Source organism: Dactylosporangium maewongense (genome assembly GCF_039531485.1).
Lineage (GTDB): Bacteria > Actinomycetota > Actinomycetes > Mycobacteriales > Micromonosporaceae > Dactylosporangium > Dactylosporangium maewongense.
Map to the genome: position 1 here is coordinate 48,376 of NZ_BAAAQD010000031.1, position 25,189 is coordinate 73,564.

General features: G+C 71.2%; 29 protein-coding genes and 1 pseudogene. 20 read left to right on the forward strand and 10 right to left on the reverse strand.

The genetic code is table 11. The annotated features are described in order from the left end of the window. Positions 1-5 precede the first annotated feature (5 nt). Positions 6-500, reverse strand: coding sequence for a MaoC family dehydratase (locus tag ABD332_RS49305; RefSeq protein WP_344512166.1), 495 nt, complete (start codon positions 498-500; stop codon positions 6-8). A 292-nt stretch (positions 501-792) separates the two neighbouring features. Here ABD332_RS49305 and ABD332_RS49310 point away from each other — a divergent pair, with 292 nt between their 5' ends. From ABD332_RS49310 to ABD332_RS49355, 10 genes are all read left to right on the forward strand, one after another. After that, on the forward strand, positions 793-1,227 hold the full coding sequence (locus ABD332_RS49310) for a hypothetical protein (RefSeq protein ID WP_344512168.1): 435 nt from the start codon (positions 793-795) through the stop codon (positions 1,225-1,227). Next, complete coding sequence (locus ABD332_RS49315; RefSeq protein ID WP_344512170.1) at positions 1,224-2,174, forward strand: MFS transporter permease; 951 nt, start codon at positions 1,224-1,226, stop codon at positions 2,172-2,174. Before ABD332_RS49310 ends, ABD332_RS49315 begins: the two co-directional genes overlap by 4 nt. Before the next feature lie 166 nt (positions 2,175-2,340). Next, on the forward strand, positions 2,341-2,958 hold the full coding sequence (locus tag ABD332_RS49320) for a TrmH family RNA methyltransferase (RefSeq protein ID WP_344512171.1): 618 nt from the start codon (positions 2,341-2,343) through the stop codon (positions 2,956-2,958). Positions 2,959-2,977: 19 nt separating this feature from the next. Next, positions 2,978-3,658: a DUF6758 family protein gene (locus ABD332_RS49325; protein WP_344512172.1), complete on the forward strand. Its 681-nt coding sequence runs from the start codon at positions 2,978-2,980 to the stop codon at positions 3,656-3,658. A gap of 98 nt (positions 3,659-3,756) precedes the next feature. Further along, complete coding sequence (locus tag ABD332_RS49330) at positions 3,757-3,954, forward strand: hypothetical protein (RefSeq protein WP_344512265.1); 198 nt, start codon at positions 3,757-3,759, stop codon at positions 3,952-3,954. Between the two features lie 5 nt (positions 3,955-3,959). Next, entirely contained in the window at positions 3,960-4,802 is an 843-nt protein-coding gene (locus ABD332_RS49335; RefSeq protein ID WP_344512174.1) for a PH domain-containing protein, read from the forward strand. An 81-nt stretch (positions 4,803-4,883) separates the two neighbouring features. Next, a complete protein-coding gene (locus tag ABD332_RS49340; RefSeq protein ID WP_344512176.1) occupies positions 4,884-5,651 on the forward strand; it encodes a SigE family RNA polymerase sigma factor in 768 nt (255 codons plus the stop codon). 2 nt (positions 5,652-5,653) lie between these two features. Beyond that, entirely contained in the window at positions 5,654-6,844 is a 1,191-nt protein-coding gene (locus ABD332_RS49345) for a hypothetical protein (RefSeq protein WP_344512178.1), read from the forward strand. A gap of 9 nt (positions 6,845-6,853) precedes the next feature. Then, positions 6,854-7,702 carry a PHP domain-containing protein gene (locus ABD332_RS49350; protein WP_344512180.1) on the forward strand — a complete coding sequence of 283 codons (849 nt, stop codon included), beginning with the start codon at positions 6,854-6,856 and terminating at the stop codon, positions 7,700-7,702. A gap of 168 nt (positions 7,703-7,870) precedes the next feature. Then, the gene (locus tag ABD332_RS49355; protein WP_344512181.1) at positions 7,871-8,632 is read left to right on the forward strand and encodes a TetR/AcrR family transcriptional regulator; all 762 of its coding nucleotides are present in this window, start codon (positions 7,871-7,873) and stop codon (positions 8,630-8,632) included. 68 nt (positions 8,633-8,700) lie between these two features. Here ABD332_RS49355 and ABD332_RS49360 read toward each other — a convergent pair whose 3' ends face one another. Beyond that, positions 8,701-9,945 carry a glycoside hydrolase family 18 protein gene (locus ABD332_RS49360; RefSeq protein ID WP_344512183.1) on the reverse strand — a complete coding sequence of 415 codons (1,245 nt, stop codon included), beginning with the start codon at positions 9,943-9,945 and terminating at the stop codon, positions 8,701-8,703. A 115-nt stretch (positions 9,946-10,060) separates the two neighbouring features. On the opposite strand from ABD332_RS49360, the gene ABD332_RS49365 reads away from it, so the two are divergent. Further along, positions 10,061-10,678: a MarC family protein gene (locus tag ABD332_RS49365; RefSeq protein ID WP_344512185.1), complete on the forward strand. Its 618-nt coding sequence runs from the start codon at positions 10,061-10,063 to the stop codon at positions 10,676-10,678. A 33-nt stretch (positions 10,679-10,711) separates the two neighbouring features. Further along, positions 10,712-11,554, forward strand: coding sequence for a RecB family exonuclease (locus ABD332_RS49370; protein WP_344512187.1), 843 nt, complete (start codon positions 10,712-10,714; stop codon positions 11,552-11,554). A gap of 1,238 nt (positions 11,555-12,792) precedes the next feature. Here the strand turns inward: ABD332_RS49370 and ABD332_RS49375 are convergent. Further along, entirely contained in the window at positions 12,793-13,368 is a 576-nt protein-coding gene (locus ABD332_RS49375; RefSeq protein WP_344512189.1) for a TetR family transcriptional regulator, read from the reverse strand. A 105-nt stretch (positions 13,369-13,473) separates the two neighbouring features. Between ABD332_RS49375 and ABD332_RS49380 the strand changes: the two genes are divergently transcribed. Beyond that, positions 13,474-14,139, forward strand: coding sequence for an SDR family NAD(P)-dependent oxidoreductase (locus ABD332_RS49380; RefSeq protein ID WP_344512191.1), 666 nt, complete (start codon positions 13,474-13,476; stop codon positions 14,137-14,139). Here the strand turns inward: ABD332_RS49380 and ABD332_RS49385 are convergent. From ABD332_RS49385 to ABD332_RS49395, 3 genes are all read right to left on the reverse strand, one after another. Beyond that, positions 14,073-16,223 (reverse strand): hypothetical protein, encoded by a 2,151-nt coding sequence (locus ABD332_RS49385; protein WP_344512193.1) that lies wholly within the window; start codon positions 16,221-16,223, stop codon positions 14,073-14,075. The genes ABD332_RS49380 and ABD332_RS49385 overlap by 67 nt on opposite strands. A 61-nt stretch (positions 16,224-16,284) precedes the next feature. Next, entirely contained in the window at positions 16,285-17,091 is an 807-nt protein-coding gene (locus ABD332_RS49390) for an oxygenase MpaB family protein (protein WP_344512195.1), read from the reverse strand. After that, entirely contained in the window at positions 17,088-17,546 is a 459-nt protein-coding gene (locus tag ABD332_RS49395) for a Fur family transcriptional regulator (protein ID WP_344512197.1), read from the reverse strand. The genes ABD332_RS49390 and ABD332_RS49395 overlap by 4 nt, the downstream gene beginning before the upstream one ends. Before the next feature lie 124 nt (positions 17,547-17,670). On the opposite strand from ABD332_RS49395, the gene ABD332_RS49400 reads away from it, so the two are divergent. Then, positions 17,671-18,144 carry a DUF2231 domain-containing protein gene (locus ABD332_RS49400; RefSeq protein WP_344512199.1) on the forward strand — a complete coding sequence of 158 codons (474 nt, stop codon included), beginning with the start codon at positions 17,671-17,673 and terminating at the stop codon, positions 18,142-18,144. Between the two features lie 3 nt (positions 18,145-18,147). Here the strand turns inward: ABD332_RS49400 and ABD332_RS49405 are convergent, their stop codons facing one another. Together ABD332_RS49405 and ABD332_RS49410 are read right to left on the reverse strand one after the other, a co-directional pair. After that, a complete protein-coding gene (locus tag ABD332_RS49405; protein WP_344512201.1) occupies positions 18,148-18,450 on the reverse strand; it encodes a translation initiation factor 2 in 303 nt (100 codons plus the stop codon). A gap of 54 nt (positions 18,451-18,504) precedes the next feature. Continuing rightward, positions 18,505-18,651 carry a hypothetical protein gene (locus ABD332_RS49410; protein ID WP_344512203.1) on the reverse strand — a complete coding sequence of 49 codons (147 nt, stop codon included), beginning with the start codon at positions 18,649-18,651 and terminating at the stop codon, positions 18,505-18,507. A gap of 84 nt (positions 18,652-18,735) precedes the next feature. Here ABD332_RS49410 and ABD332_RS49415 point away from each other — a divergent pair, with 84 nt between their 5' ends. Together ABD332_RS49415 and ABD332_RS49420 are read left to right on the forward strand one after the other, a co-directional pair. Next, complete coding sequence (locus ABD332_RS49415; protein WP_344512267.1) at positions 18,736-18,918, forward strand: hypothetical protein; 183 nt, start codon at positions 18,736-18,738, stop codon at positions 18,916-18,918. 41 nt (positions 18,919-18,959) lie between these two features. Next, positions 18,960-19,187 (forward strand): hypothetical protein, encoded by a 228-nt coding sequence (locus tag ABD332_RS49420; protein WP_344512269.1) that lies wholly within the window; start codon positions 18,960-18,962, stop codon positions 19,185-19,187. A gap of 62 nt (positions 19,188-19,249) precedes the next feature. Here ABD332_RS49420 and ABD332_RS49425 read toward each other — a convergent pair. Both ABD332_RS49425 and ABD332_RS49430 read right to left on the reverse strand, forming a co-directional pair. Further along, positions 19,250-19,342: pseudogene (locus ABD332_RS49425) on the reverse strand (FmdB family zinc ribbon protein); the annotation flags it as partial. 3 nt (positions 19,343-19,345) lie between these two features. Then, positions 19,346-19,984: a 5-formyltetrahydrofolate cyclo-ligase gene (locus tag ABD332_RS49430; protein ID WP_344512205.1), complete on the reverse strand. Its 639-nt coding sequence runs from the start codon at positions 19,982-19,984 to the stop codon at positions 19,346-19,348. 59 nt (positions 19,985-20,043) lie between these two features. Between ABD332_RS49430 and ABD332_RS49435 the strand changes: the two genes are divergently transcribed. From ABD332_RS49435 to ABD332_RS49450, 4 genes are read left to right on the forward strand one after another with little or no spacing between them, the layout of a single operon-like run. Then, the gene (locus ABD332_RS49435; protein WP_344512207.1) at positions 20,044-22,173 is read left to right on the forward strand and encodes a GGDEF domain-containing protein; all 2,130 of its coding nucleotides are present in this window, start codon (positions 20,044-20,046) and stop codon (positions 22,171-22,173) included. Positions 22,174-22,182: 9 nt separating this feature from the next. Beyond that, positions 22,183-23,118 (forward strand): UTP--glucose-1-phosphate uridylyltransferase, encoded by a 936-nt coding sequence (locus ABD332_RS49440; protein ID WP_344512209.1) that lies wholly within the window; start codon positions 22,183-22,185, stop codon positions 23,116-23,118. Continuing rightward, the gene (locus tag ABD332_RS49445) at positions 23,115-24,410 is read left to right on the forward strand and encodes a molybdopterin molybdotransferase MoeA (protein ID WP_344512211.1); all 1,296 of its coding nucleotides are present in this window, start codon (positions 23,115-23,117) and stop codon (positions 24,408-24,410) included. The genes ABD332_RS49440 and ABD332_RS49445 overlap by 4 nt, the downstream gene beginning before the upstream one ends. Next, on the forward strand, positions 24,407-25,021 hold the full coding sequence (locus ABD332_RS49450) for a GNAT family N-acetyltransferase (RefSeq protein ID WP_344512213.1): 615 nt from the start codon (positions 24,407-24,409) through the stop codon (positions 25,019-25,021). The genes ABD332_RS49445 and ABD332_RS49450 overlap by 4 nt, the downstream gene beginning before the upstream one ends. Positions 25,022-25,189: the final 168 nt, after the last annotated feature.

A 25,189-nucleotide genomic window follows, 5' to 3' on the forward strand; every position in this document is an offset into this window, starting at 1 on the left:
GAGCGTCATTCGCGCGGCTCCGGGAAGCTCGGCATCTCCGGCCCCGCGTGGGACTTCTTCGGCACCATGACCTTGCGCCGGAAGACGCAGATCAGCGTGCCGTCCTGCTTGTAGCCCTTGGTCTGCACCGTGACCACGCCGCGGTCGTCCTTGGACTCCGACTCGCGCTTGTCGAGCACCGTGGTCTCGCCGTAGATGGTGTCACCGTGGAAGGTCGGCGCGGTATGCCGCAGGGACTCGACCTCGAGATTGGCGATCGCCTTACCGGACACGTCGGGCACCGACATGCCGAGCAGAATCGAATAGACGTAGTTGCCGACGACCACGTTGCGCTGGAAATGCGTCGACGTCTCCGCGTAGTGGACGTCGAGGTGCAGCGGATGATGGTTCATCGTCAGCAGGCAGAACAGGTGGTCGTCCGACTCGGTGACCGTCTTGCCGGGCCAGTGCCGGTAGACGGCGCCGACCTCGAACTCCTCGAAATACCGGCCGAACTGCATCAGCGACTCCCTCGTCGTTGTGGGGTCTGCAAGCATGCCGGGTACGGACGGGAAATTCAGCCGAGTGTGACAAAAACGCAGTGAGCGGCGGGGCCCTCCCTGGCGCCCGCCGCCCACGCTGTGTGATCAGTATCTTGGTCGCGAAGGCCACGCTCCGTATAGAGACGCAGATCACAGTTATAGAAATGAGACGAAAATTGAGCGCAAGCACTACGGAGTGTGCCGATGGTCTCACTACACAGCGTAGTGGGCGTCTGGGGTACGAGACGGCGGACGGTAAAGTCTGGCGCCGATGGAACGGTTGAGCACGCGGGGGCGCGTGACGCGGGTGGCGGTCACGCTGGTGGTCGTCGTGCTGACCTTCGCCGGCACGCTCGTCGGCAACGACTTCTGGTTCCCGTTCGCGCCGTTCCAGATGTTCGCGATCGCCGACAAGCCCAATGAGCCGGTCCTGGTGCTGCGCACCGACGGGGTCGACACCACCGGCAAGCGGATCGTGCTCGACGAGCGCAACGCCGGGGTGCGCCGGGCCGAGATCGAGGCGCAGATCGACCGGTTCAAGGCGGACCCCAGCCTGCTGCGCTCGGTCCAGGACGCCTACGCCGCCCGCAACCCGGGCAAGCCGCCCCTCGTGGAGGTCGACATCGTCGAGGTCCAGCACCACCTGCGCAACGCGCAGCCGACCGGCGTGATCACCGAGGTCGTGCTCGCCAGGTGGAAATCATGAGCCACAAGGCCGTGACCAAGCTGCGCGACTGGCTCTTCGAGCCGGTGCCGAAGGGGCGCATCGCCGCCTTCCGCACCCTGGTCTACGTCTTCGTCGCCCTCGACGTGGTCTTCTTCAGCGCCTGGATCAAGAGCCACGGCGACCTGCCCGGCAACCTGTACCAGCCGCTCGTCGTCGGCGAGGTGCTGCCGCTGCCCACGCCCACCCCGTTGGTGGTCGGCACGATCTACTGGGCGCTGATCCCGTTGAGCCTCGCCGCCGCGACCGGCCGCGCGCACCGGCTCCTCGGCTGGAGCGTGTTCGTCCTGTACCTCGAGTACATGATCGTCGCGATGAGCTACGGCAAGATCGACCACGACAGGTTCGGCCTGCTGGTCGCGCTCGCCGTGCTGCCGGCCGCGGGCCGCGCCAGGCACGGCGACAAGGAGCTCACCGAGGCCGGCGGCTGGGCGCTGCGGCTCACCCAGATCGGCGTCGTGTGCACGTACTTCCTGTCCTCGCTCGCCAAGCTGCGCTTCGGCGGGCTGGAATGGTTGACCGGCGCCACCCTGACCAGGGCGTTCATCCGCCGCGGCACCGTGCTCGCGCACTGGCTGCTCGGCATCCCCGGCTTCACCACGGTCAGCCAGATCGGCATCGTGGGCTTCGAGCTGCTCAGCCCACTGGTGTTCGTGGTGAAGCCGAAGGTGCGCGCCGCGGTCGTCGCCGGCTTCTACGCCTTCCACCTCGTGACCTTCTGCCTGATCACGATCTCGTTCGTCCCGCACCAGGTGGCGATGGCGTGCTTCCTGCCCCTGGAGAAGGTCACGCCGGTGCGCTGGACCCGCCGGCTGCTGCGGCGGCCGAAGCCGGACGGCTCAGCCGAACAGGCTCGCGAAGAAGTCACCGAAGCCGCCGGCGATGTCCATCAGGGCGCCGCCGATGGACTTGACCACCTCGGCCGCTGACTGCGGCCGATACGCGACGAAGAAGATGAGGAAGGCAATGCCTCCCCAGGTGAGGACCTTCTTGACCATTTTCGGCAATCCCCTCCGGGTCTGCGATTGCAAGGAACGTAGCGTATCGGGTGAGCGCCACAGGGTGAATGAGTGTCGGCCCGGGGATTCACGGTAGATGCACAACGACGACGACATCGGCGTGGGGCCGTGGGACGGCGACTGGCCGGCCGGTCCCCACTACGACCCTGAGCTGCTCGCGGCCGGTGACCGGCGCAATGTCGTGGACCGTTACCGGTACTGGCGGCTCGACGCGATCGTCGCCGACCTCGACCGCCGCCGGCACACATTCCACGTCGCCATCGAGAACTGGCAGCACGACCTCAACATCGGCACGGTCGTGCGCAACGCCAACGCGTTCCTCGCCGCCGAGGTGCACATCGTGGGCCGCCGCCGGTGGAACAAGCGCGGCGCGATGGTCACTGACCGCTATCAACATGTCCGGCACCATCCGACGGTCGAGGAGTTCCTCGACTGGGCGGTCGCGCAGGACCTGCCGGTGATCGGGATCGACAACCTGCCGGGCGCGCTGCCGCTGGAGCGGGCCGAGCTGCCCCGCCGGTGCGTGCTGCTGTTCGGCCAGGAGGGCCCTGGCCTCTCGGAACCTGCCCGGAAGGCATGTGCCGCCGTGTACTCCATCGCGCAGTACGGCTCGACCCGGTCGATCAACGCCGGAGTCGCCAGCGGGATCGCGATGCACACCTGGATCCGGGCGTACGGCGACAACAGCCCATAGGACCCATTACCGTGGGTACATGGGCGTCGCAGTCAGCTGTCCCCGTTGTGGCGGCCCGGTGCGGTCACCGGACCTCATGCACTCCGAGTGGAGGTGCGATGAGGACGGCGAAGTGCTCCCGCTGCACGTCGCGCAGCACATCGGACCGGAGATCGTCGAGGCGGCGAAGGCCAGGCTGATCGCCGCGGCGCAGCGCGCCGGTGAGCGGCGGCCCACCCCGATGTGGTGCCCGTGGCCGCTGCCGACCGGCTGGACCGTGACCGGCGTCGGCTGGGTCGGCGACGAGCGCTCCGGCGTGCGCGCCACCGCCGTCGCGTGCAGCGGCCCCGGCCCGGTCGAGCACGGGCCCGCCGACTGCGTGATCATCGCGGAGGAGCCCGGCATCGGCCTGGGCACCCGCTTCGCCGGCATCCCCGGCACCGACCCCGGCACCTTCTTCGACGGCGACATCGCCACCACCACCGCGCACGCCAAGGTCCGCGCCGCCGGCTGGCCGACGCCGCTGTGGATGGCGAAGTCACCCGAGGACCGTTGCGCCTACGTCGGTGAGGCGATGGGCGTGTGGCTCTACGTCGTCACGTGGCCGGCCGCCGCGGGCTACCTCCTGGAGGAGGAGCTCGACCTGCACGATCTCGCCGACGATGTGCCAACCCATCTCGTCTACGGCGCGCCGTCGCCGTATCTTCACGGCAAGGCGTAGAAGTTCACGACTAGGATCGACCCTTAGTCGATGGGGTCGATGTCGGCGCGCCATACATTCACCGTGTGCCGCGCAACTGATACGCTGAGTTCGCCGCGGTGCACGTGCACGACGCCGTGGGGAGGGGATTGACGGCAATGGTCAAAAAGGTCCTCACCTGGGGAAGCATTGCTTTCCTCATCTTCTTTGTGGCATATCGGCCGCAGTCCGCGGCCGAGGTCTTCAAGTCCATCGGCGGCGGCATCATGGACATCGCCACCGGTTTCGGGGACTTCTTCTCCAGTTTGGTTGCCTGACTGCGATGTCCACCGGGCCTGAGCCTTCCGCCGAAGAACCGGGTGCACGTCGCTGGGAAGATCGCGACACCGAGCCGATCCCGCGGGCCCGTCCCGCGAATCCCGGCCCCGCCGACTATGCCGACCACGACCCCTACAGCGACGGCGCCCAGTCGGCCACCCTCGGCGGTTACGACCGCGGCGACTACTACGTCGAGGAAGGCCCGCCGACCTTCACCGAGGACGAGTTCTCCGGTCTGCGCGGCGGCGGTGGCGACGCCGGCCCTTCCGTGCCGCCCGGCAGCCGCATGGCGCCCCTCGACGAGGAGGCCAGCCGGCACGCGGCCCGCTATCTCTTCCCGACCGAGAAGTTCCGCGGCGAGTGGAAGCGGCACTGGATCCAGCTCGCCAAAGAGGGCGGGATCGCCGTGGCCGCCACTATCGCGATGGGCTACATCGCGGGCTGGCTGACCAAGCACAACCAGACGCAGCTGCGCACCGTCGTCCTGGTCATCTGGGCCGTCGTGATCCTCTACTGCGCTTGGCGGGTCGCCGACTGGTGGTATGACCGATTCATCCTCACCAACAAGCGGGTGATGGTGGTCTCCGGGATCTTCACCCGCAATGTCGCCATGATGCCGTTGCTGCGGGTCACCGACATGAAATACGTGCAGTCGCTGACCGGCCGCATGTTCGGCTACGGGCACTTCGAGCTGGAGTCCGCCGGTCAGGACCAGGCGCTGCGAAACATCCGCAACCTGCCCAACCCGAATGAGCTCTACCTGCGCATCGTCGAGGAGATGTACGAGCCGGAGGCCGTCGAGGCCCGCCTGGGCCGTGCCGCCGGCGTCGAGGACGACGGAACCTAGAAACTTTTTCTCCGGGGTTTGCAACCGTGCCGCCCCTCCATCGCGTCTTGCCTGGTGGGCGGAGCGGGGGAGGGAGCGGCGGTGCCGGACGAGGCGGGGTTCCGTGAGGAAGACTTCCGTGATTTCGTCGAGACCAGGTCCAGTGCGCTGCTGCGCACCGCGTACCTGCTCGCCGGGGACTGGGCGACCGCCGAGGACCTGCTGCAGATCGCATTGACCAAGACCTACCTGGCGTGGAAGCGGCTCGGCCACATCGAGGCCGTCGAGCCCTACGCCCGCCGGGTCCTGGTCAACACCTCCACGAGCTGGTGGCGGCGCCGGTGGCACGGCGAACGCCCCACCGAGATCCTGCCGGAGTCCGTCGCCGCGGACCGGGTCGAGGAGAGCCTCGAGCGTGACGCCCTGTGGCGGCACGTCCGGGAGCTGCCGAACCGGCAGCGCGCCGTGCTGGTCCTGCGCTTCTACGAGGACCAGTCGGAGGCCGAGACGGCCCGTCTGCTCGGCGTGTCGGTCGGCACGGTGAAGAGCCAGGCGTCCCGGGCGCTCGCCACGCTGCGCCAGCGGCTCAGCGCGGAGGGCATCGAGCCCGCCGCAAGGCCGGCGAGACCGCCGACGGTGCGGCTCAGGCCGGCGACGCCCGCCACGGCGAACGCGGCGGTGTCCGCGACGGCAAGATCCACGGCGAACGCCAAGATGTCCGCCCTGACGGCGAACGTGGCGAAAACCGCACAGGCAGAGAAAGACGTGCCGAAGGAGCAGCCCGCACCCGAAGACGAGTGCGACATGTCCGGACGCGAGGCCGTCCTGGTGGAGACCTCCGGGCCGGTGGAAGTGGGACTGGTGACGTGACCATGATCGAAGATGCGCTCCGCGAGGCGTTCAAGGCGAAGGCGGGCACCGCGCCGCCGACGCCGCTGAACGGCATCGCCGACGTCGCCATCCGCAACGCCGGGCGGGTCCGCCGGCGCCGGCGCGTCGCCGCGTCCGGGTTCGCCGCGTTCGTCGTCATGGCGGTCGCCGCCATCGCCACGTTCCACATCGTCGGCCAGGGCTCGCCCTCGGCGCCGGTCGCGCAGGGCGACCACGACCCGCAGAGCTCGCAGCCGCAGGCCACCCTCACCACGCAGACGGCGCCGCCGGCCGTGGGCAAGGAGGTCCCCGCGATCGACGGGGACGCGCAGCCGTCCACCACGGTGCGGCTCAAGCTGCCCGACAACGGCACCGTCGCCGCCGCGTACAAGGCGAAGGACGGCTACCTGGTCGTCAACACCGAGGCCGACGGCGACAAGCAGTTGGTGCTCCAGGACGACCACGACAAGCAGCAGGTCCTGGTGAAGAAGGCGTCGAACATCGCCGTCGCGAAGGGCGGCGACAAGGTCGCGTGGGCGCAGGAGGGCAAGGTCACCGTCGCCACGCGTACCACCACCGACGACAAGACCAAGAAGCAGCAGCTGACCGAGCAGGTGACGGCGGACGTGCCGGAGACCGCGGTCGCGGTCGGGTTCGTCGGCTCCGACCTGCTCCTCGGCCGCGAGGAGGGCGCCGGCTACGACGTCTGGTTCTCGGGCCGCGCCTACACCCAGTCGTGGGACGACAACGTCGTGCGGATCTTCGGCGTCGACCCCGGGACGAAGAGCGTCTACGCCGAAGTGAAGACCGGCGACAAGGACGAGCGCATGTGCCTGGCGATGCTGACCCTGGACCAGCCGTTCACGGTCGCGCAGCGGCGGTGCGGGCTGCCGGTGGCGGCGAAGGCCGGCGGCCGGGTCTCCCCGGACGGGCACTGGCTCGCGTACCCGGTCGACGGCCTCAAGCAGGTCGCGATGCTGGACCTGACGAAGGTCTTCGACGCGGCGACGGTGGCGGCAGCGGTGAAGACCTGGCCCCTGACCGTCACCACGAAGACGGTGTGGATGAACGCCACGACGTTCGTGGTCGACAGCGGGGGCAAGTTCCGCGTGATCACCCCGACCGGGGCGGCCGGCTTCTCCGAGCCGCTCAACGTCGAAAGCGACGGCGTCGTCCTGATCGAACTGCTCTAACCTTGTTGGGTGCGGATCGATCTTCACTGTCACTCGACCGCCAGTGACGGCACGTCGAGCCCGGCCGGGCTGGTCGCCGAGGCGGCCGCCGCCGGGCTCGACGTCGTCGCGCTGACCGACCACGACACGACCTCCGGGTGGGCCGCCGCGATCGCCGCCCGTCCGCCAGGGCTCACGCTCGTGCCGGGCGCCGAGCTGTCGTGCCGGTGGCACGGCGGGCCGTGGCCGATCTCGCTGCACCTGCTGGCGTACCTGTTCGACCCGGCCGAGCCGGCCCTGGCGGGAGAGATGGCCCGCATCCGGGCGTCCCGCGAGACCCGCGCGGAGCGCATGGTGCACCTGATGCGCGCCGACGGCATCGACGTCACGTGGGCCGAGGTCCTCGAGCACGCCGGCGGCGGCACCGTCGGCCGCCCGCACCTCGCGCAGGCGTTGATGCGCCGGGGACTCGTCGACACGGTGTCGGAGGCGTTCCTGCCCGAGTGGCTCGGTCACCGGTACCGGGTGGGCAAGGAGGACCTCGACGTCTTCGACGCCATCCGGCTGGTGCTCGGGGCCGGCGGCGTGCCGGTCTTCGCCCACCCGCGGGCCAGCATCCGCGGCCCGGTCGTCCCCGACGTGGCGATCGAGGAGATGGTCGGCGAGGGGCTCTTCGGCGTGGAGGCCGACCACACCGACCACACTCCGGCCGAGCGGGCGCACATGCGGGCGATCGCCGACCGGCTCGGGCTGGTCGTCACCGGCTCCAGCGACTACCACGGCACCAACAAGACCGTCCGCCTCGGCGCCCGCACCACGGCACCCGAGGTGTTCGAGCAGATCGTGGCGGCCGCGACCGGGTCCGGTGTGGTCGCATGACCGGGCAGCGAAGCGGCTCGGCCCGGTCATCATGTGGCAGGTTTGGGTCAGGCCGACGCCGGAGCGCAGCGGAGGTGGCGGCATGACCGGGCAGCGAAGCGGCTCGGCCCGGTCATCATGTGGCAGGTTTGGGTCAGGCCGACGCCGGAGCGCAGCGGAGGTGGCGGCGTGACGACGGAGTACGCCGGCGCCGGCGATCCCAGACGCAGCATCGAGCTGCTGTGGGGCACCGCGGCGCCGTCGCGGCGGGGCCCGAAGGCGAAGTTCACCGTCGGGGACGTCACCGCGGCCGCGATCGCGCTCGCCGACGCCGAAGGTCTCACCGCGGTGTCCATGCGGCGCGTCGCCGAGCAGCTCGGGGTGACGGCGATGTCGCTGTACACCTATGTCCCCAGCAAGGCGGAGCTGCTCGACGTCATGGTCGACACGGTCAGCGCCGAGGCCGTCCGTCCGGCGTTCACGGCCGCGGGGTGGCGCGAGCGGCTCGTCGAGATCGCCTCGTCGAACTGGCAGTTGTACCGGCGGCACCCGTGGCTCCTGCAGGTGGCCACGAGCCGGCCCGTCCTGGGCCCGAACGTGATCGCGAAGTACGACTTCGAGCTGCGGGCCTTCGAGTCCTGCGCCGTGCCGGACGTCGACGCCGACCTGCTCCTCGGTCTCGTGCTCAACTACGTCGCGGGTGCCGTGCGTGCGGCGGTACAGGCGGACCAGGCCGAACAGGGCACGGGGATGAGCGAGGAGCAGTGGTGGGCGGCCTACGCGCCGCTGCTCGGCGAGGTCCTCGACCCGGCGCGCTTCCCGACGGCGGCGCGGGTGGGGCAGGCGGCGGGCGAGGAGTACGGCGCGGGTGACCCGGTGCGCGCGTACTCCTTCGGGCTCGAACGGGTGCTGGACGGCATCGAGACGCACCTGGGCCGCCTTCGTCCTTGAAGGCGGCCCAGGTTGTTCGTGGTGTTGCTTCTCGTAGTGCTGCTGTTCGTGGTGCTGCTTTTCGGGTGTTACCTGAGGACGGTGCCGATCGTCTTGGTCAGCGTGCCGCTGGCGTCGTCGCCGTCCAGCGACCAGACCATCGCGCCGCCGTAGCCGTTGACCCGGACGTACAGCGACTTCTGGGCGACCGTGAGCTGGTCGTCGAAGGTCCAGAACGTGGTGCCGTTGAACAGCCACGCGTGGCCCGAGCGGAGGTCGCGGTACACCTTGTACCCCTGCTGCGGCAGCGTGGCGAGGACCTTGTAGTCCTCGTTGCCGGCGGCCCAGGTGGCCGGCGCGGGGCCGGTCGCGGGCTGGAAGAGGCCGTGGTTGGCGGTGCTGGTGATGCCGGTCCAGCCCTGGCCGTAGTACGGGATGCCCAGGACGAGGGCCTTCTTCGGGGCACCGCGGTCGGTCCAGGCCTTCAGCGTGGTGGCACCGCTGAAGTCCGGCGTGGTCGGCGCGCCGCGCGGGACGAACAGCGCGGACTGCTGGTTGGTGGTGGGCTCCCACGTACCGTGGAAGTCATAACCCTGGATGGTGCCGAAGTCGAGGTACTTGAAGATCTTGTTGACCTCGAAGCCGGCGTCGATCTTCGCCGGGTTCGCCGGCAGGAACGCGGTCAGGGTGGCCTTCTTGCCGAGCTGCTTGCGGAACTCGGCGACCATGAGCGTGAAGTTCTGCTTGTCCTCGGGGCGGATCACGTTGCCCGGGTTGCCCTCGGAGCCCGGCCACTCCCAGTCGAAGTCGAAGCCGTCGAAGACCCCGGTCGACCAGAACGTGTCGATGCACGACTGCACGAGCGCCTTGCGCGACGCGTCGGTCAGCACGGCGTCGGAGAAGTTGGCCGACAGTGTCCAGCCGCCGAGCGACAGCATGACCTTCAGCCCGGGGTGCTTGAGCTTCAGCTTGCGCAGCTGGTTGAAGTTGCCGTTCAGCGTCTGGCCCGGCGCGTCCGCGACACCGTCGACGCTCTCCTCGGCGGAGACCGGGCGCTGGTAGTCGGCCCACGGGTCGGCGGAGACGCACTTGCCGGTCGCGTCGACGTTGCCGAAGGCGTAGTTGATGTGGGTCAGGTTCTTGGCCTGCCCGCTCGTCTCGAGGTTCTTGACGTAGTACTGGCGGCCGTAGATGCCCCACTGGATGAAGTACCCGACGCGCTTGTACTGGTCCTGATGCGACGCGCTGTGCGCCGAGGCGGTGCCGGGCACGATCGCCAGTGACGCGAGCGTGAGCGACACCGCCAACCCGGCCAGGACGGAGCGTCTGCCCATGAACCCTCCATGACTGTAAGGAAACCTTGCTGTTGATGGGCAACGTAGGGGCGCCGCCCGGTGCCGTCAAGACCCTGGTTTCCGGTCTATGTAGGCACACCACGACAATCCGGGAGTGGATCTCAAGCTCTTCGGCGAAGTATTCGTGACCCTGCTGGTCATCCTCGACCCGCCGGGCGCCGTGCCGATCTTCCTCGCCCTCACCGGATCGATGGCGGCGAAGCACCGTAACCGTGCCGCTCTACAGGCCGTGCTGCTCGCGCTCGGCGTCATCGTGGCGTTCGCGCTCGTGGGGCGGCAGATCCTCGCGTACCTGCACATCGACCTTCCCGCCCTGCAGGGCGCGGGCGGCCTGCTCCTGCTCCTCGTCGCGCTCGAGCTGCTCACCGGCAAGACCGACGACCCCCGCCAGGAGGCCACCTCCAACGTCGCGCTCGTCCCCCTCGGCACCCCGCTGCTGGCGGGCCCCGGTGCGATCGTGGCCACGATGCTCTTCGTCCAGCGGTCCTCGGGCCCTCTGGACTTCGTGGCGATCGCCGTCGGCATCATCGCCGTCATGGCCATCGTGTACCTGGCGCTGCGCTTCTCCGGCATCCTGGTGCGCATCCTGCGGCCCAGCGGCATCGAGGTCGTCACCCGCATCGCGGGCCTGCTCGTCGCCGCCATCGCCGTCCAGCTGCTGGCCGACGCCATCGGGGCGTTCGTCACCGAGTACCTGCAATCGCCCCATTGAGGTTTTGTCGTACCGCGGTGGCAGGATCGGGGTGTGGAGAACGAGCAGCTCGGCCTATTCGCCCCGCCCCGGCGCCTGTTCACCTGCACGCCCAGCAAGCTCGGCAGCTATGAGGACTGCCCGCGCCGCTACCGGTTCACCTATGTCGACCGCCCCACCCCGCCCAAGGGTCCGCCCTGGGCGCACAACTCGCTCGGCGCATCCGTCCACACGGCACTGCGCAGCTGGTATGCGTTGGACCCCGACCGCCGCGACCGCTCCGCCCTGCCCACCTTGCTGAAGGCCACCTGGGTCGGCGAGGGCTACCGCGACGAGGCCCAGGAGCGCGACGTCTTCCGCCGGGCCCTGGGCTGGCTCGAGTCCTATGTGGACGGCCTCGACCCCCACGACGAGCCACTCGGCGTCGAGCGCACCGTCGCCGCCCGCACCGACACCCTCGCCCTCTCCGGCCGCGTCGACCGCATCGACCAGCGCGACGGCCACCTCGTCATCGTCGACTACAAGACCGGCCGCTCCGGCGTCACCCCCGACGACGCCCGCGGCTCGCGCGCGCTCGCCCTCTACGCGATCGCCGCCTCCCGCGTCTTCCGCAAGCCCTGCCACCGCGTCGAGCTCCACCACCTCCCGACCGGCACCGTCGCCGCCCACGACCACACCGACGACTCCCTCGCCCGCCACCTCCGCCGCGCCGAAGCCACCGCCGCCGACATCACCACCGCCGACGCCGCCCTGGCCGCCGGCACCCCCGCCGACGAGGCCTTCCCGGTCGCCCCCGGCCCGCAGTGCTCCTGGTGCGACTTCCGCCGCTCCTGCCCCGCCGGCCTCGACGCCACCCCGAAGGACCCCTGGACCGCCGTGGACCGCCCCACCACGTAGCCCGCCCGCTTCCCGTTCCCCTCAGGTTTCGTCTCCCGGATCGTGCGGTTGGTTCGTTCCATTTGCTACCCGGATCACCCCTGGCCAGGCGGCGGGCACCCGTCAGCTGGAGTCGCTGCTGGACCGGGTATCGGTCCAGCGGGCCGGCGGCAGGCTCACCGGACTTCGACCGCGCCGCCTACTGCCGGCGCAACTAGGTTGAACGCGGCTTCAACCGGCGAAACACCGGCGCGGGCGGGCCACCCGCAACGACACATTGGGAATTCCAAGCCACCCTCGACCTGGTCGAGACGGGCGGTTCCCGACAACCATGATCCGCGAGACGAGACCCAGCCGCCTGGTCTGGCCCTCAACGCGCCCTCGACGCAGGAGGCACAGCCGTATCGACCAGGACAGGCTCGCCCTCCATGCGGACTTGGATCAGCAATTGGCCGACACCGATCCCGACGGCCGCCTGGTCTGGTTGCCCGGTCTGGGTCGCCTGGTTTGGTTGTCCGGTCTGGCTGCTGACTCACGCCATGACGTTGGTCAATGCCCCAAGATGCCCCAATTCGGCATTGACGTTGCGCGATCCACCTGCAAATCGGAGATCATTTTGTGGGTGGATCGCGCAACCTCGATGGAGCAAAGGGTGCAAACGTGGACATTGATCAATGTCTGTGGGTTGAGGGCGGGTGGGTGGGAGAGGAGGGGAGGGGGGCTGCCGGTCGATCCGGCGGTGCTCAAGCGGCCGTGTGGGCGAGGCGCGACCGGGTGGCGGTGCCGGCGGCTGCTGGGTGCTGTGGTGGGCGAGCGATCGTGTGGGCGGGGCGCGATCAGGGGTCGTGATGAGTGCTGGGGCGGTGGGCGGCAGGGTGCGGGGTTGGGCGTTGCGGTGATGGAGGAGCGGTCGTGTGGGCGAGGCAGGACTGAGTGGTGGCGCAGGCGGAGTGGTTGCCGGTAGAGGGGCCAGGTTCTGTCTCGCGGCTCATGGGGTTCGTGCGTTGAACCGGTGTGGCGCGTGGTGACGAGTGGTCTGTGCTGGCGCCTTTGGTGCCGGCGCCGCCTGTTCGCGGTGGCCGGTGGCGGGATAGCCGGCATGCCGAGCGCGGTGCCCGGCTTGCGGCGCGGGATCGGCCTACGGTGCGCAGTGCTCGACCTTGGCGGTGGTCGGGCTGGTGGCCGTCCGGGCCTCAGGTGTCCAGGATCAGGGGTCAACTCCCGATCCGGCCATCTCCCCAGTCGGATTCGCCGTTTGATCAATTGGGGAAGGCGGCGGTGAAGCAGGTGGTGAGGAGGGTGTTCAGGTCGGGGGAGGGGTCCGCAGTGACCCAGCGCATCAGGGCGGTGTCGAAGGCGGCGAACGCGACCGCGACCAGGACGGCGGGGCGGGGGTCGGTGGTGGGGTCGGTGCCCAGGCGGGTGGCGAGCTCGGTGGAGAGGGTGGCACGCCAGCTGACCTGGCGCTCCAGGTAGCGGGCCAGCAGCGGTGGGGTGGTGACCATGATCTTTGCCAGGCGGCGGGACTTCTCGGGGTGCTCCCAGAAGGTGTCGGTGAAGGTGCGCAGGGTGTGCTGGAGGGCGACGGCGGGGGGTTCGGCGGCGGGGCGGGTGGACAGGGTGGTGGTGAGCTGGCGGCCGAGGTCGCTGAGGTGCTCGATGATGACGTCTTCCTTGGACTGGAAGTAGCGGAAGAACGTCCTGCGGGACACGCCCGCGGCGGCGGCCATCTGGTCGATGGTGGTCTCCTCGAACCCCTGAAACGCCAGGAGCCGCAGCGCGGCATCGGTCAGCTCGTCGCGGACCAGCTGGCGTTTGCGTTCGGCGAGGCTCACGCAGGGCATTCTATTCGCCGTACGGCAGCTATGGCACTCAAGCGCACGGTTGACACTCAGTGCCACGTCGAGTGAAGATGCAGGCTCGTCAACAACGCCGGGGTGATGATGCCGCCGAGGACGTTGAGCGCGCAGGGGCACGAGCTGCAGTTCGCCGCGAACCACCTCGGGCACTTCGCGCTCACCTGCCTCCTCCTCGGCGCCGGCAACGACGGCAACGACGGCCACGACGGCCACGACGGCCACGGCGGCAACGACAGCCTGATCAGGGACCGGGTCGTCACGGTCAGCTCGACGCTGCACCGGCCCGGCAGGATCCACTACGACGACCTCGACGGGGCCGGGAGCTACTCGCCGACGAGGTACTACAGCCAGTCGAAGTTCGCCAACGTCCTGTTCGCGCTGGAGCTCGACCGGCGGCTGCGGAGGGCCGGCTCGCCGGTGCGCAGCATCCTCGCGCATCCGGGGTATTCGGCGACGAACCTGCAGACGTCCGGGCCGACCGGCGTCATGAAGGCGTTCATGCGCGTTGGCAACGCCGTCCTCGCGCAGCCCGCCGCCCGTGGGGCGCTCAACCAGCTGTACGCGGCGGTCGACCCGCGGGCGGAAGGCGGGCAGTTCATCGGGCCCGACGGCATGGGGGAGAACCGGGGCTGGCCGAGCGTCGTCGAGCCGGTCGCGCGGGCGAAGGACCCGGCCGACGCTCAGCGGCTCTGGACGCTGTCGGAGCAGCTGACGGGCGTGCAGTTCGAGGGCGCGCGGAGCCGGTAGACCGCGATGTCGCCGCGCTGCCAGGACAGGTCGGTGAGGGCGGGCAGCGCCGCGGTCGGCGTACCGTGGGCGCGGTCGACGAGAATCCAGCGGACGCGCTGCCGCCACAGCCACGACAGTCGTGACGGGGTCGGGTCGAGCACGGCCGCGTCGTTGAGCGCCAGCCGCTCCGGATCCCAGTAGGTGAGCGCCGGGCCGATGCGGTGCGCGCGGGACTGCGACTCCGTCGACTCGGGCGAGTAGCCCCAGCTGCCCAGGAGGACGCGGCGCTCGCTGTACGCGGAGATCCAGTAGGCGAGGCTCTGCCCCTGCATCAGGCCGCTGCCGCCGACACGGTGCACGTTCGTGGCCACGTACTCGGCGGGGGTGCTGTGGGCGCGCAGCCAGCGGGCGCCGGCGACCTGGTCGGGTGTGATCCGGATGTGGTACGCGACGCCGAGGTTCGCGTTCGTCGCCGCGTCGAACGGCAGCCGGGCCGCACCGGCGAAGAGCACCACGACCAGGGCCCCGAAGACCCCGGCGCGCCGGTGCAGAAGCAGGGCCGACACCAGGACGAGGGCGCCCAGGGCGTACACCGGCAGCGGCACCCACCAGCGATGCCGCGGCACCGGCAGGGTGAGCGCGACCGACACCGCCGCGAGCACCGCCGCCGCCGCGAGCGCCGTCCACAGCGCGCGCGGTGCGCCGGGCAGGCGGACCAGGCCGGTCGCCGAGAGGATCGCCGCGCACGGCCAGGCGGCGACGACGAAGAAGTGCTCGCTCCACGACACGTGCCAGACGCACAGCGCGCCGGCGACGCCAGCGGCGGTCGTGCCGGCCAGGAAGACGCAGGCGTCATCCCAGCGGCGAACGAACAGCACGCCGGCGAGGCGGGCGCCCATCGCGATGCCGTACGCGCCGAGGCCCCACAGGATGAGCGGGACGTCGCGCACCGTGGTGCCGTGCCGCTGGCTCCCGACGAAGTCCAGCATGATCGCGAAGGGACCCCATCGCAGGCCCTGCCCCTCGAACCCGTAGAGGATGGCGACCGCACCCACCGTGACCGCGGCAAGCAGCCCACCGAGCAGCCAAGGGGTCCACTGTGGCCGTCGCCGCAGGAGGTGTACCGCGCAGACGGCCGCGACCCCCGCCCCGAAGAGCGGGACGATCGTCGACTTCGCGCCGGTCGTCCCGGCCGCGAACAGCAGCACGAGCAGCCAGTCCCGCCGCCCGCCGCCGCGCAGCACGGACACGGTCGCCGCGATCAGCGGCATGCTCAGCGCCGCGCCGAACAGCAGCGAGCGGCTCGACCAGCTGTAGTACGCGGTGATCGAGCCGAAGAACGCCGGCGCCTGCCGCTGCGGGACGAGCTCGCCGACGGTGAACATCAGCGCCGCCGCGACGGGGCCCGCCCACGGATGCCCGGCGACCCGCCGGCCGGTGACCGCGAGCAGGCACACGGCCAGCACGGCGAGCACCGGCAGGTCCAGCCGGAACCACACGACCGGCAGGTCGACGCCGCTGATCAGGCTGCTCGCGGCGACGTGGCCGTACGCGAACCAGTGGTAGCCCAGCGTCCGGTCGCCCTGCTCGGGGACGGTGAGCGGGAAGTGGTGCTTCAGGTCGGCGCTGACGGCGAGCAGGTTCAGCTGGTCGATCATGTAGTCGTGCGCGCCGCCGGTCGGCAGCGCCGGGTTGACCGCCAGGAACGCCGCCGTCAGGTACGCGAGGAACCCGGCCGCGATCCCGGCGACCGCCCACGACCAGGCCGCCGTCGGCCGCTCGGGATAGTCGGGGTGCTTCCGGAAGCGGGCCAGCGGGACGATCACCAGCAGTGGCCACACCCACAGCCAGCCGCGCAGGTCGAGCAGGCTCGCGACGGTCAGGAAGGCGGTCTCGGCGAGCAGCCCGACGACCGTGCCGTATGTGAGATCTTCGAGCAGCGACCGCGGTGTGGGCCGGATCGCGCGGTACAGCAGCGTCCCCGACACGATGACGGCATAAACGAAATATCCGGCATATTGGACAACGTCGAGCGGGGCGGTGCCGAGCGCCAGCGGAAGCGCGGCGGTGGCCAGGGCGAGCGCGAGCCATGGAAGTTTCATGCCAACCGCTCAACGCGGCGAAGCGCGAAGGTGTGACGGTGTGACGGTGGTGTGAGGGTCCTCAGGAGGCGAGGCGGCGCATCGCGTCGCGGCGCAGCGGGGAGATCCAGTCGATCGGGATGACGCTCAGCATCCGGCCGAGGACCAGCGCGTTCGCCGACGCGATGAGATCCGTCCCGGGGAGGCCGGGCAGCCCGTACAGGCGGCGCGCCCACGCCGGCAGCAGGCCGATCGCCAGCGCCGACACCCCGAACGCGGCGCCCCGGACGGGGGTGAGGCCCAGCCCGTACGGCAGCGGGGGCAGCGTCAGGAACAGCCCCGTGGCCGCGGAGTCGACGGTCAGCTCCAGCTCGGGACGCATCCGCTCGTAGTAGTCCGCGACCGCCGCCGCCGAGTCCGGCACCGTGGCGGGGTCGAGCCCGACGAGTTCGGCCGCCCTGGTCTGCTCCGCGTAGTAGCGGTCGATCTCCGGCCCGCTCAGCCGCAGCCCGCCCCGCAGGGCGGCCTCCATGAACGACTCGACCTCCGTGACGTGCACCCAGCGCAGCAGGTCGGGGTCGTCGACGCGGAAGCGCTCGCCGGTGCGTGGGTCGGTCGCGGTCATCTTCGCGTGGATCGCCCGCACCCGGCGGCCGGCGCGCTCGGCCTGCTCGGTCGTGCCGTAGACGACCGTCCCCACGTACATGGCGGTGTGCTGGAACCTGCCCCACGGGTCCTTGCGGTACCGGCTGTTCTGCTCCACGCCCGCGACCGCCCGGGGGAGCAGCGCCTGCAGGTACAGGCTGCGCAGGCCGCCGACGGTGACGATGGGCTCCCGGTGCACCCGCCAGGTGACCGAGTCCGGTCCGAAGAGCCCCGGGTCGCTCAACTCGGCAGGTCCTCGACCGTGTCGTCGGCGAGCCGCTGCTGGCAGGCGGGGCACAGCCCCCAGAACGTGACCTCGGCCTCATCGAGGACGAACCCGTGCGCCTGCGACGGCGTCAGGCACGGCGCGTCGCCGACCGCGCAGTCCACGTCGGCGATCTCCCCGCACCCGCGGCAGACGATGTGATGGTGGTTGTCGCCGACGCGCGACTCGTATCGCGCGGGGCTGCCGGCGGGCTCGATCCGCCGCGCCAGGCCGGCCCTGGACAGCGCGCTGAGCACGTCATACACGGCCTGGGTGGAGACGGTGTCGAGCCGGGCCCGGACCCGCGCGGCGATCTGGTCGACGTCCAGGTGACCCTGCGCCTGCCCCCGCGACGCCTCCAGGACCTCCAGCACGGCCAGCCGGGGCCGCGTCACCCGCAGACCCCGGGCGCGCAGCAAGTCCTCACCCGACACGCTTTTAATAACACCACGCACCCTGGAACCGTTCAAATGTTTCCGGGCTCTTGATTGAACTGCCGGTACTCGGGTTGTGTACACGTCCGGTGGGGGAGGATCGCACCGACGAAGAGGAGGCCCCGTGTTCGAACGTGTGCTCGGTCTACCGGCTCACCCGTTCTTCATCCATGCGGCAGTCGTGCTCGTGCCGCTGCTGGCGGTGGCGGGCATCCTGTACGCCGTCTGGCCGGCCGCGCGCCGCCACGTCCGCTGGACGATGATCGTCCTGGCCGTCGCCACCCCCGGCGCCGTGTTCGCCGCCAAGGAGTCCGGCGAGGCGTTCGAGGAGAGCCCCAACTTCCAGTCCGACCAGCTGCAGGCGAAGATCAGCGAGCACGAGGACTTCGGCAGCACGCTGTTTCTGATCGTGGTGGGTCTTGTCCTGGTCGCGCTCGTCATGGCGTACGTCGTCCGCCCCGCCCCGGGCGAGCCGATCGGCCCCGCCGTCGCCCACTGGGCGCTCAGCGGGCTGACCGTGGTGCTGGCGGTGGCCGCCCTCTACTACGTCTTCAAGGCCGGCGACACCGGCGCCAAGATGGTCTGGGACGGCTTCTAGCCCTCAGAACAGCAGGCGGCCGCAGAAGATCAGCAGCAGCACGAGGATGACCGCGCCGGCGAAGATCCCCATCCCCTTGGTCAGGATCGTCGCGGCCTGCTCCTCCCGGTCGATCCGCTCGGGATCCTGGGCCGGGAGCTTCCGCGGCGCCGCCGGTCGCTCGACGGTCGGCGGCCGCCACCCGCGTGGGGGCGGCGCGCTGCGCGGCGCGCCGGTGTAGGGAACCGCCGCGGGCTCGGCCGGCGCTGCCGGCGGTGGCGGTGCGGCCCCCTCCGGCGGCCGCCGCCAGAAGGCGTCGTCACTCACGCCACGAGCGTACCCACCGGGCCCGGCCGCCAGACCCGGCCCGGTGGGGGAACCTCAGTCGCTGTTCAGCAGATCGGCGAGCGACATCGGACGGGTGGCGTCCGGGTCGCCCTGGTCCAGGCGCACGGTCGGCTGCTCGTCCGCCGCCTGCTCCGCCTGCTGCGGGTCGGTCTGGTGCTGGGGGGCACTGTCGTCTGTCATGCCGCCGAGTGTGACCTGTCGACGGAAGGGCGACTGTCGTCATTCGGCCAACTTCCCGCAAACTCGCCGGAGTACGCTCGCGGCGTGGCGACGACGAACGAGTGGGCATCCACCGATGAGCAGCGCGAAGTGAGCTTCGAAGACTTCGCCGACGAGCTGGTCGTGTTGCCGGACACCACGACCGACGACACCGACGCCGGCTGGGGCGAGCGCAGCGCGTCCAACGACGACCGCCTGCTCGCCGACCGCCCCCCGCACTGGGACTGACGGACCGGCACAGACAGCGCTACGCCCCGGACCGGTGACCGGTGGGGCGTAGCGCCGGGTGGTGCGGGCGACCTCAGGCGGTCGAGGAGGCCGACTTCGTCGACGCGCCCGCCGAGGAGGTGCCCGACGACGCGGCCGCGGCCGGCTTCGAGTCGGAGGACGACGACGAGGCGGACGAGCTCGAGTCCGACGACGACTTCGACTCGGAGGACGACGACGTCGACGAGGAGTTGCTCGACTTCGTCGAGGAGCGGGAGTCGGTGCGGTAGAAGCCCGAGCCCTTGAAGACCACACCCACCGCGGAGAACTGCTTGCGCAGGCGGCCCTGGCACTCCGGGCACTCGGTCAGCGCGTCGTCCGTGAACGACTGCACCGCCTCGAGCTGGTGGCCGCAGGCCGTGCAGGCGTATTGGTAGGTAGGCACCGTTCAGCCTCCATCATTGGCACTCAACCCTATCGAGTGCCAATAGTGCGGTATCGCACATCCTTTCGTCCAGTGGAGGTGGGCGGTCTCATACCTGGCGGTAGCCCCCACCAGGGCTCCCGAGACCCGCTGGTCGTGCGGCTCGGCGGGCACGGACGGCAGGAGCTCACCCGGGTGCAGCAGGGCGATCGTCGGGGCCGTGACCCGGGCGAGGACCCGGTCGTAGGAGCCGCCGCCCTGGCCGAGCCGCGTCCCGTCCAGCCCGACGGCGAGCGCCGGGACCAGCATCAGGTCGACCGACCGGACCGCGTCGACGCCGAGCCGCGGGCCGGTCGGCTCGGACAGGCCGAGCGGCCCGCCCGCCAGCGTCCCGTCGTAGCGGGCCCAGTCCAGGTCGCGCGAGGGCAGCAGCACGGGCAGCAGGACCTGCGGCGCCACGGCGAACAGTGCGGGCAGGAGTCCCGGGCCGCCCGCCTCGAACGGCAGCGGCGCGTAAGCGGCGACCGTGCGTGCGTCGGCTGCCCGTACCATGGCGGAAACAGCCTCAATGAGCGACTTGTCGGAAAATGGGTGCGCGGAGGAGCGCCGAGCGGACCGGATGTGCGACCGGAGCTCGGATTTCGGGGACACCGCAGGCGGCACCGCTCAAATCCTCCTCATCTGTGACAGCATCGCAGAAACACAGCTTCGGGAGGACGGACGTGACGCTGCGGGCGCGGCTCACCGCCGCCTTCCTGGCGGTCGTGCTCGGACCGGTGCTGCTCGGCGCGATCTTCGTCGGCATCGCCGTCTCCGCCGTCAGCCAGCAGCGGGCCAAGGAGCGGCTCGAGTCCGGCGCGCAGAACGTCGAGGCCGCCCTCGCCGTCACCTGCCAGCGGCTGCGGCTCGCCGCCGAGACCACGGCCCTCGTCACCGCCGACGGCGACCAGCCCGACGCGGCCCAGCGGACCGTCCAGCGCGGGCTCGCCCGCGCGGTCGAGGTGAGCGGCGCCGACGGCACCGTGCTCACCACCGCGGGCGTGCTGCCGCCGAAGCCGTGGGCCGACTGCGCCGCGCCGGCCCACGCGCCGTTCGCCGCGATCGCCGCGTCCGTCGACGTGCTCGACCCGAGCTCGCGGCGCATCGGGCGGGCGTACGCGGTCGAGCCCGTCGACGCCACCCTCCTCGCCTGGCTCACCGACGCCAGCGGCGTGCGGGTCGACTCGCTCGCGACGGACCAGACGGAGTCGGAGTCGGTGCGCGTCGCCGCCAAGCTCGACCGCGACGCGACCGGCACCACGCCCGGCGGCCTGCTGGTCCGGCGGCTCGAGCCGCGGCCCGACCAGCCGCTGACCCTGGCCCTGTCGGTGCCCGAGCCCGACACCGGCGGCCTCTACGCGGTGCTCGTCGCCGTCGTCGCCTGCGCCGGGGTGGTCGCGGTCAGCGTCGCCTGGTGGCTGGCCCGCTCCACCACCCACCCGCTGACCGAGCTGGCGCAGGCGGTCGAGCGCGTCGCCGACGGCGACCTCAGCGCCCGAGTGCCCGTCCGCAGCCAGGACGAGGTCGGCCGGCTCGGCCAGACGTTCAACCGGATGACCCGCGAGATGCAGGGGTACGTGCAGGCGCTGACCGCCAGCCGCGACCAGCTGCGCGGGCAGCTCGGCGTCCTCGGCGACACCCTTGCCGGCACCCACGACCTCGACCGGATCCTGCAGGTCATCCTGCAGACGGCGGCGGCCGCGACCGGCGCGCAGTCCGGGGTGGTGCTGATGGTCGACCCGGCCAGCGGCGAGCTGCGCGGGCAGGTGGCCGAGGGGCTCGCCGGGTTCGACGTCGCCGACCTGCGGCTCCAGCTCGGCGACGGGCTGCTCGGCACGGTCGCCGCCTCCGGTGAGCCGCGGCGCGGCCGGGTCGACCGGGACGGGCCGGTCCTGGCACCCGTCGAGCCGCGCTGCATCACGTACGTCGCGGTCCCGATCGCGGCGCCCGGCGTGGGGCCCACCACTGGCCTGGAGCCCCAGTCCGACCTGCCGCCCGCCGCGCGCGGGGTCCTGGCCCTGTACGACCGGCACGGCTTCGACGAGTTCGACGACGCCGACCTGATCACGCTGCGGACGTTCGCGGGGCAGGCGGCCGTCGCCGTCGACAACGTCCGGGTGCACGAGGAGGCGCAGCGGCTGTCCCTCACCGACCCGCTGACCGGCCTGTCCAACTACCGGTACCTGCGCGAGTCGCTGCGCCGCGAGGTCGAGCGGGCCAGCCGGTTCGGCCGCAGCCTCGCCGCGCTCGCCCTGGACCTCGACCGGTTCAAGGAGGTCAACGACACCTACGGCCACGCGGCCGGGGACGCGGTGCTGGCCGAGTTCGCCCGCCGGCTCCGGGCGGAGATCCGCGAGGTCGACTTCGCGTTCCGGCAGGGCGGCGAGGAGTTCGTCGTGCTGCTGCCGGAGACCGACGCGGCCGGCGCCGCGGTCCTCGCCGAGCGCCTCGGTGCCGCGGTACGGCGCAGCCCGGTCCTCGTGGTCTCCTCCACGCCCGGCCAGCCGCCGCGGCGCATCCCGGTGACGGTCTCGATCGGCATCGCGGTCTTCCCGATCCACGGCGCGACGGGAGCGGCCGTGCTGGAGGCCGCGGACGACGCGCTCTACGCGGCCAAGGCCGCCGGCCGCGACACGTACAAGATCGCCCCCGACGTGGTCGTGGCAGTGCCGCTTCCGGGTGCGCTTCCGGGTGCGCTTCCGGGTGCACAGGAGTCGTTCACGGGTGCGCAGGGGCCCGCGAAGGCTAGTACGGAGGTGACGCCCGGCGCGCCAAAGGCGGCACAACCGCCACGACAGAGCCGCGGCGGCTAGCCTTGCCACATGCCTGACACGACTCCTCACCAGCCCGCGGCGCAGCGCCAGCGGGCTGTCAAAGCCGTGATCCCGGCGGCGGGCCTGGCCACCCGCTTCCTCCCGGCGACCAAAGCCGTGCCGAAAGAGCTGCTGCCGGTCGTTGACCGGCCCGTCCTCCAGTACATCGTGGAAGAGGCCGCGGCAGCCGGCATCCGAGACATCCTGCTGGTCACCGGCAGGGGCAAGACATCGATGGTCGATCATTTCGACCGCCGTCCCGACCTTGAGGCGCGCCTGCAGGAGAAGGGCGATGACGAGCGGCTCGCCGCGGTCAAGCGCCCCAGCGAGCTCGCCGAGATCTACACCTGCCGGCAGGGCGAGCCCCTCGGCCTCGGTCACGCCATCTCGTACGGTGAGTCGCACGTCGGCAGCGAAGCGTTCGCGTGCCTGCTCGGCGACGAGTTCGTCGAGGAGACCGAGCCGCTGCTGCCCGCGATGCTCGACCTCCAGGCGCAGACCGGCGGCATCGTCCTCGCGCTCATCGAGGTCGAGCCCGACGAGACCAGCCGCTACGGGATCGCGTCCGTCGAGCCGTCCGACCTGTCGGCGGACGCGGGCGAGGTACTGAAGGTGACCGGCCTCGTGGAGAAGCCGAAGCCCGCGGAGTCGCCGAGCAACCTCGCGGTCATCGGCCGGTATGTGCTGCCCCCCACCCTCTTCGACGCGATCCGCCGCATCGGCCCCGGCGCCGGCGGCGAGATCCAGCTGACCGACGCGATGGCCCTGCTGCTCGCCGAGGGCACCCCGGTGCACGGCATCGTCTACCGCGGCACCCGGTACGACACCGGCATGCCCCTCGGGTACCTGCAGGCCGTCGTCCAGCTCGCGTGCAAGCGCGACGACCTCGGCCCGGCGTTCAGCGAGTGGCTGACCCAGTTCGTGGAGAAGGATCTGCGCGGGTGACAGCGGTTCCAGCGACGGGCTCCCACCACGACGCCGCACGCGATGCGGGCGTCGGGTCGAACGCGCGCGTCCCACTCGCCGACTATCTCGCCGGCGTGCTCCGGGGCCTGCGCCCGTTGCCCCCGCTGGACCTTGAGATCACCGCCGCGCACGGCAACGTGCTCGCCGAGGACGTGGTCGGACCGGGCCCCGTGCCCGCGTTCGACCACTCCGCGATCGACGGCTACGCCGCCCGGTTCGACGACATCAGCGACGCTCAGCCGGGCCGCCCGGTCCGGCTCAGCGTCGTCGGTGACCTCGTCGCCTCCAGCTGGCGGCCGGTCCGGCTGACCCCCGGCACCTGCTTCTCCGTCGCCGCGGGCGCCCTGATGCCGGTCTCGGCGGACGTGGTGGTCCCGCCCGGCATGACCGACCAGGGCATGGCGGCGGTCGAGGTGTACCACCCGACGAAGCGCGGCCACGGGGTGCGCCGCGCCGGCGACGAGCTGCCCGCCGGGGCGGTCCTCGCCCGCGCCGGTGCGTACGTGACCCCGCCGCTGGTGTCCGTCCTCGCCGCCAGCGGCATCGGGCACGTCGTCGTGCGCCCCAGCCCCCGCGTCGTCGTGATCGCCACCGGCGACGAGCTCGTCGACGTCGGCCGCGCCAGCCAGCCCGGCCAGGTCGTCGACGCCAACTCCCACGCCCTCACCGCCGCGGCGGCCGAGGCCGGGGCTCACGCGTACCGCGTCGGCATCTGCGACGACGACCCCGAGGGGCTCCGCGGCCTGCTCGACGACCAGATGCTGCGTGCGGACCTCATCATCACGACCGGCGGCACCGGCACCGGCCCCGGCGACATGGTCCGGCGCATCCTGTCACGGTCCGTGGTTTTCTCCGACCTCTCCGTGTACCCGTGCTCGTCGCTCGGCTACGGGACCATCGGCGGCGCCGCCGGCGTCAACGGCGTGCCGATCGTCTGCCTGCCCGGCGACCCCGGCGCCGCGCTCATCGGCTTCGAGGTGCTCGCCCGGCCCGTCATCCAGCTGCTCGCCGGCGCGGACCCCGTCTTCCGGCCCAGCGTGCGCGCACACCTGCTGGAGACCGTCAGCTCGCCCTCCGGCATGCGGGAGTTCCGCCCCGCGTACATCACCGAGCGCCGCGGTGGCGGCTACACCGTCATGCCGCTCGCCGGTGGCCCGTACACGCTGTCAGGCCTCGCCGACGCCAACGGACTCATGGTCCTGGGCGAGAAGGTGATCAGCGCCGCCGCGGGCTCTACAGTGGACGTCATCATGTTGGATAGACGGCGATGAGTCAGCCTGGATGGCCGGCGGTCCTGACCGACGGTCCCGTCACCCTCCGGCCCTACCGGCGCGCCGACGCCCGCCTGTGGGCCGAGGTCCGCCGCGCCAACGAGCAGTGGCTGTCGAAGTGGGAGCCCACCCCGTACGGGACGTGGCACGACCTCAACTCGCCGGCCGCGTTCCGTGCCGTGCACGCCGACCTGCGCCGCGCCGCCCGCACCGGCAGCGCCATGCCGTTCGCCGTCTGCTACGAGGACCAGCTCGTCGGCCAGCTCACCCTCGGCAACATCGTCCGGCGCGCCTTCTGCTCCGGCTACGCGGGCTACTGGGTCGACTCCCGCCACGCGGGCAAGGGCATCACCCCGACCGCGCTCGCGCTCGCCGTCGACCACGCCTTCAGCGTCGGCGGCCTGCACCGCATCGAGGTCAACATCCGGCCCGACAACCTCGCCAGCCGGCGCGTCGTGGAGAAGCTCGGCTTCCGCCAGGAGGCGTACCACCACCGCTACCTGCACATCGACGGCGACTGGCGGGACCACCTCGGCTACGCCATGACCACCGAGGACGTCTCCACCGAGGGCGGCCTCCTCGCCCGCTGGCACAAGGTCCTCGCGGGCTGACTTCCGGCCCCTTCATTCCGGCCCCTCCCGCTCGGCTCCTCCTTTTCGGGTGTTTCCTCCTGCGTGTTGACGTGGTGTAACGCTGCGCAACCCGTACTGTTCTGAGTCGGAGTTACCACGCTGTAACTTCCACAGACTTGGATGACTTCGCGCGCCTGGGGGGACCGG